Origin of the sequence: Vibrio sp. K4 (assembly GCF_051122595.1) — a bacterium.
In the GTDB taxonomy this organism is placed as follows: Bacteria; Pseudomonadota; Gammaproteobacteria; order Enterobacterales; family Vibrionaceae; genus Vibrio; species Vibrio owensii.
Map to the genome: position 1 here is coordinate 2,318,343 of NZ_CP178578.1, position 14,427 is coordinate 2,332,769.

Genomic DNA, 14,427 nt, shown 5'->3' on the forward strand with positions numbered 1-14,427 from the left:
GCTTTAAATTGAACCGCGATATTCAGTCGGTGTTCTGCCCGTGCGGTTCTTAAAGACTCGACAGAAGTAGTTCACATCTTTGAATCCACAGCGCACCGATACCTCATTCAACTTAAAGTTGTATTTCTTGAGCATAAACTTCGCGCGGTCTACCCGTACCCACGTAATGTAATCGGCTAACGTCATGTGACCTTGCTGACGGAACAAACGCGACAAATGGTTAGAAGAGATGCTGAACCTCGACGCAATACTGTCACGTGTGATTGGGCGGTGGAAGTTCTCTTGGATGTAGATACAAATGCCCTGATACAGATCTTGCACTCGGCTGTGTGCCTGCGTCTCAATAGGTGCATCTAACATCGACTTAGCGTATTGCAACAAGGCTTGCAGCAGTAACTCATCCATTGGCTTCTTATTACACTCACGAGCCAATGAACTCAGTGCTTCCAAGATATTATCAATGGCAAATCCAGAACGAGTTTGAATACTGTGTTTTTGAATATCGTAAAAGCTCGCTTCCCCTTTACGTTTGGACACGAGACTCAAACCCAATTGACGGCGACCAAAGAGAATACTTAATACCGAGCAGTCTGTATCCCAGTCAGGTTTATTCCAACAGTTAGGTGGAATAAATATCGCATCACCGGTTTTCGCCACGATATGCGTCACTTTGCGATCATGACTTTCCATTTCATTAATATATTCACCAGATAAGACCAATTCTAATCGAGGGAAGTTAACCTGATAGCTAAATTCAGGTGGTGTATGAAAATCACCAGCAAACCATATATTGTGGAATGGTTCTCGCTCGTTTAATACTGATGAAATCAAATCATGAAAAATCATTTTACGTACTCTTAAACACGCATCCATGATGCTATACCTATAGATATACACCCTACTGGATTTTTGTGCTATTGAGCAAAATCACACTTCCATTTTAAGGTTACAAAAATCCAGTTAACGCATCAATTATCCAGTCTAGCAAATCATCAACAAAGCCTTCAAACCCTTATATATGGGAGCAATAACACATTTCACTTATGGTTCATCGACTTCCACATAATGTCACAGATATGCAGTAAGTTTATCCAGTAGACGATCTACATCACACTCTAGTCGGGCGGTTACAATCGTCCAGTAAATGCATTTTTTCTTCACTACTGTCTCCGCTTGGTTAATTTCAAAATACCCCTGAAATAAAAATTATATTTATAGGGGTTCGACAATGATCACCAAACTAATAAATGAAGACTTGATTAAGCTTGATCTTCAAGCGACTTCAAAAGAAGACGTATTTAAAGAACTGGTTGCAGTTCTACACGCCCAAGGTCGTATTTCAGACCAAGAGCAATTTCTTGCAGATATAAAAGCACGTGAAGAATTAGGTAACACCGGATTTGAGGATGGCGTTGCTATCCCACACGCGAAAAGCGCAGCGGTTCTTGAACCAGCGGTTGTGATCGGCGTAAGCAAATCAGGTATCGAATACGGCGCAGAAGACGGTTTGCCTTCAAAACTGTTCTTCATGATCGCTTCTCCAGACGGTGGCGATAACCACCATATCGAAGTACTTGCAGAGCTGTCTTCAAAACTGATTGAAGATGGTTTCATTGATGCGTTCTTAGGTGCAGCAAACAGCCAAGACGCACTGGCACTCCTACTTGCTAAAGAAGAGCCGCAAGCAGTGACAGACGCACCAGCAAACCAAGGCTTCATCATTGGTGTTACTGGTTGTCCTGCGGGCGTTGCGCACACTTACCTAGCGGCAGAAGCGCTAGAGAAAGGTGCAGCGGCGATGGGTTACGAAATCAAGGTTGAAACGAACGGTTCAATCGGTGTGAAAAACAGCCCAACCGCAGAAGAAATCGAGCGTGCAGACGCAATCATCGTGGCATGTGACAAGCAAGTCGACATGAACCGCTTTGCGGGCAAACGCGTGGTTAAAACCAACGTAAAAGCACCTATCCGTGATGCACAAGGTCTGATTAACGAAGCGTTAAGCGCTCCAGAATACCAAGCAGAAGCAAGCAGCAATGCACAAGCGTCTGTTGCAAACAAAGCCTCTCAGGCTCGCTCGGACCTCTACCGCTACTTGATGAACGGCGTATCACACATGATCCCATTCGTTGTCACAGGTGGTCTGTTGATTGCACTTGCTCTTGCAGTCGGTGGTCAACCAAGTGAAGCGGGCATGGCTATTCCTGAAGGCAGCATGTGGAACCAAATCCTCAACGTAGGTGTGGTTGCCTTTACGCTGATGATCCCAATCCTAGCGGGTTACATTGCTTACGCGATTGCTGACCGTCCTGCTCTAGCTCCTGGCTTGATCGGTGGTTGGATTGCAAACAACGGTTCTTTCTACGGTGCAGACGCAGGTACAGGCTTTATCGGTGCCATCATCGCTGGTCTGCTTGTGGGTTACTTCGTGAAGTGGATTACGTCGATTAACTACCACAAATTCATTCAACCTTTGGTGCCAATCATGATTGCGCCAATCACAGGTTCGCTATTCATCGCTGGTCTTTTCATCTTCGTTATCGGCGCGCCAATCGCAAGCCTAATGGACGGTCTGACTGCGCTACTAACAAGCATGAGTACAGGTAACGTCGTTCTACTAGGCATCGTACTTGGTGGTATGGCTGGCTTCGATATGGGTGGTCCATTCAACAAGGTCGCGTTCCTATTCTCTGTAGGCATGATTGCGAGTGGTCAAACTCAATTTATGGGTGCGATGGCGTGTGCAATCCCAGTTGCACCTCTAGGCATGGCACTGGCAACGGCGCTTGGTCGTAAGTTCGACCTGTTCGAAGAATCAGAAACCGAAGCGGGTAAAGCAGCAGGCGCTATGGGTCTGGTTGGTATCTCTGAGGGTGCGATTCCGTTTGCAGCGCAAGATCCAATGTCAGTGATTCCAGCAAACGTACTTGGCTCAATGGTGGCGGCAGTAATGGCGTTCTCATTCGGCATTACTAACAGTGTTGCTCACGGCGGTCCAGTTGTCGCTCTACTTGGCGCGATGAACCACCCAGTACTTGCTCTGATTTGTATGGCAGCCGGCGCAGTGGTTACCGCAGTAACGTGTGTAACTCTGAAGAAAGTTCGCAAAGCAAAAATGATGCAAGCAGCCGCTTAATCGCCCCTACCCCCAAATGGCTCCTATGGCTTGGGCAATGTCGCCCAAGCCATGATTTTCTCTCATGGTGACACTCTATGTCTGATTTAACGATGTCCGATACACAAACGATTCAAACTCAAGCTAAGCATCCGATGTTTTTCCTGATGAACAACGTGATTCAAAACTACGCTTGGGGCAGTACTACTTCTGTTAACCAACTGTTTGGCATTGAAAACCCAACGGGCGAACCACAAGCAGAAGTATGGATGGGCGCGCATCCAAACGGTTGCTCATTGGTGATGGTAAACGGTGAGGAGACCAAACTCTCTTCACTGATTGCTCAAGACATGAATGCCTTTCTGAGTGAAGAAGTCGCAAACCGTTTTGGTGAACTTCCATACCTGTTTAAAGTGCTTGCCGCAGAGAAAGCACTGTCGATTCAGGTCCACCCAAACAAACAACAAGCAGAATTAGGCTTTGCACTTGAAGAAAAACAAGGCATTCCCCTAACTGCAGCAAACCGTAACTACAAAGATCCAAACCACAAACCTGAGTTGGTTTACGCGCTAACCGAATACCAAGCGATGAATGGCTTCCGCCCAACAGTTGAAATCATCAGCTTCTTCTCTGAACTGGCGATTCCTGAGCTACAAGACTTGGTGGATGACCTTATCGCAAACCAAACGCCAACTGGCTTGGCGACCTTCTTCTCGGGTCTACTGTCACTAGAGGGCGAACAGAAAGAGATGGCGTTGACGGTGCTATTGGCTCAAGCTCGCATCACCGACTTACCTCTGTTCAACCTGATTCTTGAGCTAGAGAAGCAATACCCTGGCGATATTGGCTTGTTTGCACCACTGATGCTTAATGTGATTACCCTACAACCGGGGGATGCCATGTTCTTGGATGCAGAAACGCCACACGCTTACTTAAAAGGTACAGGTCTAGAGATCATGGCGAACTCAGACAACGTACTGCGCGCAGGTCTGACACCAAAATACATGGACGTGAAAGAGCTCGTTGCGTGCACACGCTTCAATGAGAAGCCATTAGACAGCCTATTGCTTGCACCGACTGAAATCGACGATATGTTGGAATACCCAATTCCTGTGGACGATTTCAAATTCGCCATCGTTAAACAAGCTCACCAGCGTACTCTAGAAGTTCAAACCGCTGAGATCCTTATGCCTCTGGACACCAAACTTGTGCTAACTCACGCCAACGGCGAAACATGCGCAGTTGAAAAAGGACAATCAGTTTTCATTCCGGCTTACGCAGAACAGGTTACTTTGGATTGTGAAGGTCGTGTCGCACGCGCTTACAGCTAATCGTTATTATTAATAGTACGCCACTAAAACCAACGCCTCACCACTCGCGGGGCGTTTTGCTTTTAACCCTAATCTTTTTAACCCTAGTAAAGCAATGGTTAATTGAGCACTATAGTCTTGATCCAAAACAGAAAAATTTCCCTACAAAACCAAGAAACTGTGTAAGACTTATTGAGTAGCCCTGTTGATAAAGGTGGCAAGATGACTCATAGAAACGCTCGCTCTCTTCATGCCATTATCGGCGCACTCGTCGGTGATGCAGCATCTCTCGGATTTCATTGGCTTTACGATCAAGAACTCATCAGGCAGTTTGGTTCTCCGCATCCGGAATTTCATCAACCTAACCGAACTGAATACCATGACAAAGGTTATTTTGCCCACGGTAGCAAGCAAGTCGGTGACCTCACCCACTATGGCGCGCAGCTTGTTGCCATGTTAGACGCTCTGGTTCAAACCGGACACTACGACGAGGCGCGTTACATTCGCTCCTTTCGAGAATGGTTTGATTTTGGTGGTAAATGGCAGGGCTATACAGACAAACCGACTAAGCAAACATTGCTCAACATTCATGAGTTGGAAGCCAAAGAACTGCGCGTAACTTTGTGTGGGGCTGACGACACGCAAAATCCAGCACTATCTAAGCTTCCTCCTTTGGTGGCTTTTCATTCTGATGATGACAAACTCGCTAAACTGGTCGATTCCGCCGTGCGGGTTACCAATAACAACGACACCGCTGTTATGTATGCCCAAGCTGTCGCAGTGATGATTCAGATGGCATTGCAAGGCGCTGCGCCCAAAGCGTGTGTAATGGCAGCTCAGACGGTTTCTCCAAAGATTTCCAGCGATATTCAACGTGCAGAAGCGATGAGCGGCAGAAGCGCCACCAGCGTTGCGGAGTCCGTTGGAATGCATTGCGGTTTAGACGCTTCATTTGTGGTGATTTGTCATTTGTTGATGAACTCAGAAAGCTATGAAACCACCATGCGTGAGAACATTTACTGTGGCGGCGATTCAAGCGGGCGGGCTATTCCGCTCGGTGCCATTCTTGGGGCAAGTTACTACGACACACCAATGTCGATTCCAAATCATTGGATGGATCAAACCGCGCTACCTCGGCGTTTACTGCAGTGTTTATAACCCTTTTCAACCAGCGAAAAGAACAGAACCCAAACTCTGGTCTTTTCGTTGGTGATGATTTGAATCTCGCCTGACAGAAATAATCCTCGAAATCTTTACGCTATCCACCTACATTGAAGATAAAGCAAATCAAAGAGATAGCCTATGGACCTTAACTTGTTAAAAACGTTTGATGCGGTCATGAAATCAAAAAGCGTCAACGATGCCGCTACCGCGTTAAACATCACTGCGCCCGCCGTGAGTCACGCACTCAACAAGTTAAGAGATCAATACCAAGATCCCCTATTTGTTCGTCAAGGCAGAGGTATCGTCCCGACGAATTTCGCGATTGAGCTACACGCAGAAATCAAAGAGCCTTTGAGCCTATTGATCAACGGTTCGAAATCTCGTCAAGAATTCACGCCAGAAACCAGCCAACGCACGTTTCGAATCTCTAGCCATAAAGATATCGATTTAATGCTCGTGCCAGCTTTGGCGAAATACAAATCTCAGCATGCACCATTGGTGTCTATTGAAGCGGATGTGGAACACTTAAACGAACAAGACCGTCAAGACGACTTAAGACGTCGACGCGTGGATGTGATTCTTGCTACCGTGCCTTTGACGGATCATGGTTATCACAATGAATTGCTGTCTGAACAGGAACTTATGGTGACAGTAAGCCAAGATCATCCTCGTATTCAGGGCGAGCTCACGTACGACGACTTCATGCGTGAATCTCATGTAACTTGGCGAACGCAGCGACTCAACACCAACGCTTTAGACTCTTTGATCATCGAAGATACGCTTCCCCCGAGGCAAGTGGCATATTCGACAGGCTCGAGTATGACAGCGCTGCAGCTAGTGTCTCAAACCGACTGGATATGCGTTACCTCGCGTTGGTTCTCTGACAACTTGGCAAGCAAGCTCGGATTGAACGCTTTCCCGTTGCCCTTTGAAGCCAATAAGGTACCTATTTACATGACTTGGCACCAATCACAGAAGAACGACAAAGGACATGAATGGCTGAGGAATGCGATTAAACAAGCGGTCTCGCAATCCATTGAGTAACAGACGAACAATAGCAGTACACCCATAGAAAAAGGGCAAAGCGTGCTGCTTTGCCCTTGATGTCATTAGCCTTCGAATAGCCAGTTTTGCCAACTCTGCATTCTCAAAATTACTTTACGTACAATGCTGAACATTTCCCATTTCGGTGAGTACACCGCGACATGTGCATCAGTGCCAGATGGCAATGGCATGTCTTTGACTAAGTCTGGATTATCCAATTCCACTTTCACTAAGATTCGGCCACCAGCAGGAGTTTGCTCTGGGTACTTCATATTCCCTGATGGTGATACCGCGCCCTGAGCAAAAATGTCATTCACTTGTGTCACATGCGCCTTGTATGCATGACCGGGAATGGTATTGAAGGTCACTTCCGCCGGATAACCGACTTTCACATATCGCGCTGGTGCTTGCTTAAATGCAGCAAACAGCTGTTTATCTTCTTTGTGAACAAAGGTCAGGTTGCCTTGAAACGGCACAATACGACTCTTCATACCCGGACGCAGCGCCACTTGCGTGACATACCCATCCGTTGGTGCGGTAACGGTGGTTTTGCTCAGATTAAACTGTGCAACCTCAAGCTCGGATTGGTATTTGCTTTGATTGGCTTTTTGCTCCAGTAATTGGTTCTCAATGTTGTCGATTTTCTCTTGAGAAGAATATCCTTTGCTGCCCAGCTTTTTGTATCTCGCTAATTCAGATTGGTAAAAATCAATCGCTGATTCCGTACGTTTGATGTCACCTTGAATACGGTTCACTTTGTCTTTAAATGGCGTGTCGTCAATTTGATAAAGTGGATCACCCGCTTTCACTTGCTGGTTTCCTTGCACATACACTTGGGTAACCATGCCCTCTACCTGAGAAGTGATTGGCGTCGTCACGCTATACAAACGCGCCATACGAGAAACCGGTTGATACATCGCCATGTAGAGAAAAATCCAACCAACGATGAACATGCCAATGACCGACGCAGTAGTGAGTGTCCACTTGGTTTTAGGCACACGAAATACTCGAAACACGATAACGCACAGCGCTACGTAACTTAAGATGATGAGTGTTTCCATTATTCTTCCCCTCTCGCTTGCTCAAGTTGATTGATGCGAGCCAACAGCTGCTCGTAATCTTGTTGAGATATAGAAGGCTTAGCACCTAACCAGTTTTTCTTCTCTCCGTCGTACATGGTTGCCCAGATCCAAAGGAACGGCCAAATCACGTGGAGAAAGAACAAGCTCACCCAACCCGCAACATGAATCGCATCGGCATGAGGGTGGTTACGCTTTTTCGCAATTTCGTAGGGAATATCGTGCAGGGCAATCAATCCAAAAATCAGAATCAACAGCACCACAAATAAGATCGCCAGAGAGGCGTAGTCCAGGGTTAAATTCATTGTGGAAGCTCCTAGTTTAAGACGTTCTAGATGTTTAAGACGCACTAAACACTGCTAAAACGTAACTGAGTGATGACTTTCCTTAAGCTTGTCGCTCCGTCGCAATGAAGAAATAGTAGGATGAGGCTTACATCAGGACTATTGATTCCTGTTTAAATGACAGTTTAGTGATATTTAATTGTCCATAAAATCATCAAGTTAGACCTCTATACCCATTCAAACCCTGAATAATTTCAGAATAAGCAGAACAGGATTGAATCTCGCTTTCTACAGGCAGAAAAAAAGCGATACCAATATTGATATCGCTTTGGATAAGGTTGCAAGACCAGTAAATATTCCGAAAAAATCGATTGGACCCCTCCATCTCTCTAAACGGGTATTAATAACTCGGCACAAGCAACAAACCTAAAATCACTTTTATCTGTTTACTGACCTAAACAAGTGTCACCAATACGCGCTGGGGCGATCTGGTCTAAGACTTTGTTTAATGCTTTCCAATCACTTGCCATCTTGTTGGCTTGCTCTTGCGTTAGCACCGTGCCATTGGCAGCAATGCGGTCGTGCTCCACCTTGGTGTAGTGGAAAATCGTCATATCAATCGCTTTGTCGTCTTTGTAAGCATTTTCCATGTTGACGACGTTCTTTTTGCTGTCATCGACAAACACGACGTCACTGAAACTTTGACCTGTTTTATCCAGAATGTACTCAAGCATGGTGCCCTTGTTCATTCCCGTGGTCATCATGACGCCGTTGATGTAACTCATCGGACGCTCAGGGTTATCAATATAAACCGGCAAAGATTCCGCCCCTTTTTCCTTAAGCGCGGTACGAGTCATATCGAATTGGTTACGCATTAACTCTCGTTCGGTCGCGTAGCGATAGTTTGGAGAGCGAGACGTTAACGCCATAACCGTTAAGCCCTCATCTTGCCAACCACGAAGCATGGCAGGTACATCACTTTCAATGGTTTTCATCGGAACCAGTTCGTACAACATGCCAATAGAGTCTTGGAACAGGCAGTCTACTTTGTCAGATTCTTTTGGCTTCACATCGAGTTTGCCTCGTTGCCATTGGTACCAAATATCACCACCGATATCGGACGTTGAAGTCAGCAATGTGTTATCAATATCGACCACAATCAGGGGACTTTTTCCTGCTTGTTTGAGTTGGTTTACTTTAGCCGCAACGTCGTTAAAGCTGTTGGTATCTTTGACAACCACATCCGCCATTGCATTGGTAGCAAAAGACAGAGCGCAAAATAGAACCGCTTTTTTTAGCGTCATAGTATTTCCTTAGTTTGATTGTTTCGACTAGCTCGAGTTCGTCAAACAATATTTACGTTATAACATAACAAAAACACAGTAACTTGTTGTTACGTTCCGACTATATAGTTGATGTACATCACATAAATGGGAGCAAGGTTTCATTTTGGAACTCCGCTCATCGGATCTCCCACAAAGTTTCTGTGCTTCAAGGCGCCAGCTTGCGACAAACAAAAAAAGAGCAGAGACGAATCCCTGCCCTTTTACCTACGCTTAATGATTAAGCTTGATAGAAAACGCTTCTTCCCGACAAATTAGCGCTGTATTCACATCTGTATGCGTTATTTCTTCGCGCGGAACATCGCTTGCCCACTCTTGTCTTTATTCGACCAGAAATTGATGTTGAACTGAGCATCATCGCTCATCTCAATACGGTGCCAGTACTGCGGTGGGCTGGTAGCAAACTGGCCTGCATTAATCACCACCACCACTTCTGCTTCTGTTGCGTGTTCATCAGCAAAGCCGTAGTAAGTCACTTGCCCTTCCATGACGCAAAGCTGTCCAAACACTCCCTCAGCGGTATTGTGATAAGTCAGTAGCGCTGGTGGCACATTGTCTTTAGTGAAGAAAGGCGTTGAACGTTGAACAGTCCAGTCTTTAGGAATTCGTAGATGCGACATAATAATACCCTCTCTAATTACAATTCTTTTCGTTTAAATCGGTTAAACCTGACCGGCTTGAGACAACTCTCGAAGTAATGGAAATGCTTGCGTAACTTGTTCTCCCGTCACGACGAAGCCCATGAGTCGGCTATTTTCATCTTCTGCTTTCGCGGCAATGCCAGTTTGAGAAATCTGCACGCTCCAGTTCGTCACCGAACTAAAATCGCCTGCCAATTGAATTGGATAACTCGGTGTTTTGACCTTCACCATCATAGGCGGTAGTTTCAACTCTGCTTCTTGCCCTAGTAGCTGTTTGCCCAAAGCATTGGCACTTAGCACGATCGGTTGGAGATAAGGCATCATTCGACCTTGGATTTCAGCACAATCGCCTAATGCGAACACATTGGCTGCTGATGTCTGTAATCGAGCATCCACCTCGATGCCTTTGTTCACGCTCACCCCACAAGCCTTCGCTAACCAAGTGTTAGCACGTAAGCCCGCCGCTGAAATCACTACATCGGCTTCAATTGCTTTACCTTTGCTCAAGCTTGCCACCAGCGAATCATCTGAGTGATTGATCGCGACAACTCCAGTCTCCAAGGCAAGTTGAATACCTTGCAGCTTAAGTTGGTTTTCAAGCGGCAATGCAACGAATTCAGGAATCAAGTTAGCGAGCAAACGGGGATTTGGCTCAACCACCGTAACTGCTTTACCACTGGTTGCGAGATCCATGGCGATCTCGACGCCGATCAAACCACCACCCATTACTAGAATTCGTTTCGCCCGACTGATTTGCTCTTCCGCTAATTGATATTCTTGTAGCGAGTTCAGCGTTATCACCTCAGGTGCTGCATCACCAGATATTGGCGGCACAAAGGCTTTCGCGCCTGTCGCAAACACCAGTTTGGAGTAAGGGTAGGCTTGACCATTGACTACCACTTGCTGAGCTTGCACGTCGACATGCTCAATCATTGTATGGGCGAACAGTTCGATGTTGTGTTCCTGTGCAAACGCCTCACCACTTTTAACTACCAAGTCTTGGGCAGTTTGCTTGTTACTGAATACATGACTCAAATCGGGCTTGTTGTATTCCGCGCCATCATCAGCAGTAAACACTTGCAGCGGAATATGTGCGTCCATTCGACGCACTGTTTTCACCAATTGGTAAGCCGCAAAGCCGCTACCAATAATCACAATAGGTGCTTGCATATTCGCCCCCTTACCCGTTGTATTCAACAAAGACGTCTTTACCCAAGTGGCATTCTGGGCACAAGAAGTAATCTGGCACTTCAGACCATGCCGTACCCGGCTCAACGCCTTGGTTAGGCTCGCCTTTTGCTGGGTCGTATACCCAATTACAAACGGTACAAACCATGCATTGACAATCTGCGGGATGCGCCTCGGTAGTAGGGTTGCTAGGAGCATCTACTACCGCCTGTGTTGTCGCTGGCGCAGCGGATTGTGATTGAACTTGTGGTGCAGACGCAGCAATCGCCGGCGAAATAACAGGACTTGTCAGGTCATGCTTCGCCCACAATTTCGCGATGTTCTGACCATGTTCGCGACATTCACGCATCGCTTTACCATCTGGTCGCCATTTGGTTTTCAAGCTCACTGCGGTTTCAAAGCCTGCGTCGGTCAATCGAGCATGGATACGATCCACCGCGCCACCATTCCAACCGTAACTACCGAATGCAGCGGCCTTCTTCGCTTTAAAGCGCAAACCAGTAATTTCTTCTAGCATGCCTGCGATCTTCGGCATCATGACGTTATTCATGGTAGACGAACCAACCAAGATGCCTTTTGAGCGGAATACGTTGGCGAGAATTTCATTCTTATCATGCTTAGAGACATTAAAGACTTTGACCGCCACGCTAGGGTCGACATCGTGAATGCCTTGCGCGATTGCATCGGCCATCATTCGGGTGTTGTTTGACATAGAATCGTAGAAAATCGTAATGCGATCTTCTTGATAATTGTCTGCCCACGCCAAGTATTGCTCGATGATTTGAACCGGATTATCGCGCCATACAATACCGTGTGACGTTGCGATCATGTCGACAGGCAAGTTGAAGCTCAGCACTTCTTTGATTTTTGCGGTTACCAAGCTGCTAAATGGCGTTAGGATGTTTGAGTAGTAACGCAAACACTGTTCCATCAACTCATTTTGATCCACTTCATCATTGAATAAGCGTTCATCGCAGTAGTGCTGACCACATGCGTCGTTACTGAATAACACTGCATCGCCAGTTAGGTAAGTCATCATGCTGTCCGGCCAATGCAGCATCGGCGCTTCCACGAAGACCAATTGCTTACCGTTACCAATATCGATGCTGTCGCCCGTTTTTACGGTTTTGAAGTTCCACTCAGGATGGTGGTGATGACCCACAATCGAATCAATTGCCGCTTCTGTACAGTAAATTGGCGTGTTCGGAATCTTCTCCATCAAAGCCGACAATGCACCTGAGTGATCTTCTTCTGCATGGTTTACCACGATAAAATCGATAGACTTAAGGTCGATTTCCATCTCTAAATTTTGGACGAATTGTTGACTGAATCGATGATCGACCGTATCAATCAATACGGTTTTCTCTTCACGAATTAGATAACTGTTGTAGCTGGTACCTTTTGTCATTTTGTATTCTGTACCGTGGAAGTCTTGAACTTCCCAATCGCGTTGACCTACCCAGTGGATGTTGTTTTTTACGTGAATTGTCATAATTACTACCTTGAATGACGAGATAAACAAAAATAATTTCTTCTTGTATTGCACTGGGCGTGCCAACTTTTAATTGCTATGTATTTCAATATCTTAATTAAAAACCAACTTTAATAACTGTCATTTAGACACAGTTGAAAATTGTCATTTAGACACTACAATAGTCATATTGACACAATTGGTATTGGCTATGACTTCTTTAATCGCGCAATGGCTACACATCACGCAAGACCTTAACTCGGCGCTCACTCAACAGGCTCGCTTCGATACGTTATTAACCACGATTCGAGAGGTATTGAAGTGTGACTCTTCTGCCCTTCTTTTGTATGAAGATCAGCACTTTAAACCTTTAGCGATCAATGGATTGGCGAAAGAGGTCCTTGGACGCCGTTTCTCTATTGAGCAACACCCAAGATTAGAAGCCATTGCCCGAGCAGGCGATATCGTGCGCTTTCCCTCCGACAGCGACTTACCTGATCCATACGATGGCTTGATTCCAAACCACGATGACAAACTGCATGTCCATTCCTGCATTGGTTTGCCTTTGCTGATCGACGATCAACTGATTGGTGCCATTACGATTGACGCCTTCGACCCCAACCAATTTGATGGGCTACGCAACCAAGAGTTACGTTTTGTCAGCGCGTTGGCAGCAGGTGGCCTACACACTGCACTCCTACTAGAACAACTAGAGACACAAGCGAGCCTGCCACGCGACTCTTACGCCGAGAAACGCACCTTAAGTAATGAAATCATTGGTAACTCTCCGGGAATGAAGAATCTTCAAGAGCAGATTGATGCAGTCGCCGATACTGAATTGTCTGTGTTGGTCATGGGAGAAACGGGCGTAGGTAAAGAGTTGGTTGCCAGCGCTATTCACCATCGTTCTAGCCGCTCTAGCAATACTTTGGTTTACCTCAACTGTGCGGCGCTGCCAGAATCAGTCGCGGAAAGCGAGTTGTTCGGCCATATCAAAGGCGCATTCACAGGCGCAATCAGCAATCGTAAGGGTAAGTTTGAACAAGCCGATGGCGGCACACTGTTTTTAGATGAAGTCGGCGAACTGTCGTTAGAACTGCAAGCTAAGTTACTTCGAGCTCTACAATACGGCGACATTCAACGTGTGGGTGATGATCGCCATATTCGAGTCAACACACGCATTGTCGCCGCCACCAACCGTATATTGCATGAAGAAGTGACTGCTGGTCGCTTCCGAGCCGACTTATATCACCGCCTAAGTGTCTTCCCGCTTCATGTTCCACCTCTTCGTGAACGTGAAGACGATGTGGTGTTACTCGCAGGCTTTTTTGCCGAACGCTTAAGAAGCAAATTGGGATTAAACAGCATTCGTTTGTCCCCCACGTTAGTGCAAGCACTCAAAGACTATTCATGGCCCGGCAATGTTCGGGAACTTGAACATGTCATTAAACGTGCTGGTGTTTTGGCAAAAGCACGTACTCACGCCATAGACATTGAGTTGGTTGAGCAAGATTTTGATATTCGAACGCCGAATCAGAACATCAAGAATGTTGAAGAAACGGAGCAAAACTCTCGGCTTGAGCTACCAGAAGGTGGATTAAAGCTTGCCACAGATGCCTTCCAAAAAGCGATGATTGTTCGAGCACTGGAAGAAAACCAAGGCAACTGGGCTGCAACGGCACGTCAGTTGGAACTGGACAACGGCAACTTACACCGATTAGCGAAGCGCTTAGGGATAAAATAGGGATTGAGTAAAAAGCGTGTGAGATGGTGGAATTCAGCAAGAAA

At 46.3% G+C, this 14,427-nt stretch carries 12 protein-coding genes; 5 read left to right on the forward strand and 7 right to left on the reverse strand.

What is annotated here, in order from left to right; translation table 11 throughout:
• Positions 1 to 3 precede the first annotated feature (3 nt).
• Complete coding sequence (locus ACLIIY_RS27920) at positions 4 to 846, reverse strand: helix-turn-helix transcriptional regulator (protein ID WP_005451367.1); 843 nt, start codon at positions 844 to 846, stop codon at positions 4 to 6.
• Between the two features lie 382 nt (positions 847 to 1,228).
• On the opposite strand from ACLIIY_RS27920, the gene ACLIIY_RS27925 reads away from it, so the two are divergent.
• The 4 genes from ACLIIY_RS27925 to ACLIIY_RS27940 all read left to right on the forward strand — a co-directional run bounded on the left by ACLIIY_RS27925 (position 1,229) and on the right by ACLIIY_RS27940 (position 6,633).
• Positions 1,229 to 3,136, forward strand: a complete 1,908-nt coding sequence (locus tag ACLIIY_RS27925; RefSeq protein WP_039975052.1) for a PTS fructose transporter subunit IIABC — start codon at positions 1,229 to 1,231, stop codon at positions 3,134 to 3,136.
• 77 nt (positions 3,137 to 3,213) lie between these two features.
• Positions 3,214 to 4,446 carry a mannose-6-phosphate isomerase, class I gene (gene manA, locus ACLIIY_RS27930; RefSeq protein WP_434528963.1) on the forward strand — a complete coding sequence of 411 codons (1,233 nt, stop codon included), beginning with the start codon at positions 3,214 to 3,216 and terminating at the stop codon, positions 4,444 to 4,446.
• 201 nt (positions 4,447 to 4,647) lie between these two features.
• Positions 4,648 to 5,583, forward strand: a complete 936-nt coding sequence (locus ACLIIY_RS27935) for an ADP-ribosylglycohydrolase family protein (RefSeq protein WP_434528964.1) — start codon at positions 4,648 to 4,650, stop codon at positions 5,581 to 5,583.
• 144 nt (positions 5,584 to 5,727) lie between these two features.
• Positions 5,728 to 6,633, forward strand: a complete 906-nt coding sequence (locus ACLIIY_RS27940) for a LysR family transcriptional regulator (protein WP_434528965.1) — start codon at positions 5,728 to 5,730, stop codon at positions 6,631 to 6,633.
• Positions 6,634 to 6,698: 65 nt separating this feature from the next.
• Here ACLIIY_RS27940 and ACLIIY_RS27945 read toward each other — a convergent pair whose 3' ends face one another.
• From ACLIIY_RS27945 to norV, 6 genes are all read right to left on the reverse strand, one after another.
• Positions 6,699 to 7,694, reverse strand: a complete 996-nt coding sequence (locus ACLIIY_RS27945) for an HlyD family secretion protein (protein WP_434528966.1) — start codon at positions 7,692 to 7,694, stop codon at positions 6,699 to 6,701.
• The gene (locus ACLIIY_RS27950; protein WP_020194030.1) at positions 7,694 to 8,017 is read right to left on the reverse strand and encodes a DUF3302 domain-containing protein; all 324 of its coding nucleotides are present in this window, start codon (positions 8,015 to 8,017) and stop codon (positions 7,694 to 7,696) included. Before ACLIIY_RS27950 ends, ACLIIY_RS27945 begins: the two co-directional genes overlap by 1 nt.
• Before the next feature lie 425 nt (positions 8,018 to 8,442).
• Complete coding sequence (locus ACLIIY_RS27955) at positions 8,443 to 9,300, reverse strand: DUF2608 domain-containing protein (RefSeq protein WP_005441218.1); 858 nt, start codon at positions 9,298 to 9,300, stop codon at positions 8,443 to 8,445.
• A 320-nt stretch (positions 9,301 to 9,620) separates the two neighbouring features.
• Positions 9,621 to 9,959, reverse strand: coding sequence for a DUF1971 domain-containing protein (locus ACLIIY_RS27960; protein WP_434528967.1), 339 nt, complete (start codon positions 9,957 to 9,959; stop codon positions 9,621 to 9,623).
• A 42-nt stretch (positions 9,960 to 10,001) separates the two neighbouring features.
• Entirely contained in the window at positions 10,002 to 11,150 is a 1,149-nt protein-coding gene (gene norW / locus ACLIIY_RS27965; RefSeq protein ID WP_434528968.1) for an NADH:flavorubredoxin reductase NorW, read from the reverse strand.
• Positions 11,151 to 11,160: 10 nt separating this feature from the next.
• The gene (gene norV, locus ACLIIY_RS27970; protein ID WP_434528969.1) at positions 11,161 to 12,660 is read right to left on the reverse strand and encodes an anaerobic nitric oxide reductase flavorubredoxin; all 1,500 of its coding nucleotides are present in this window, start codon (positions 12,658 to 12,660) and stop codon (positions 11,161 to 11,163) included.
• Positions 12,661 to 12,850: 190 nt separating this feature from the next.
• On the opposite strand from norV, the gene norR reads away from it, so the two are divergent.
• Positions 12,851 to 14,383: a nitric oxide reductase transcriptional regulator NorR gene (norR, locus tag ACLIIY_RS27975; RefSeq protein WP_434528970.1), complete on the forward strand. Its 1,533-nt coding sequence runs from the start codon at positions 12,851 to 12,853 to the stop codon at positions 14,381 to 14,383.
• Positions 14,384 to 14,427: the final 44 nt, after the last annotated feature.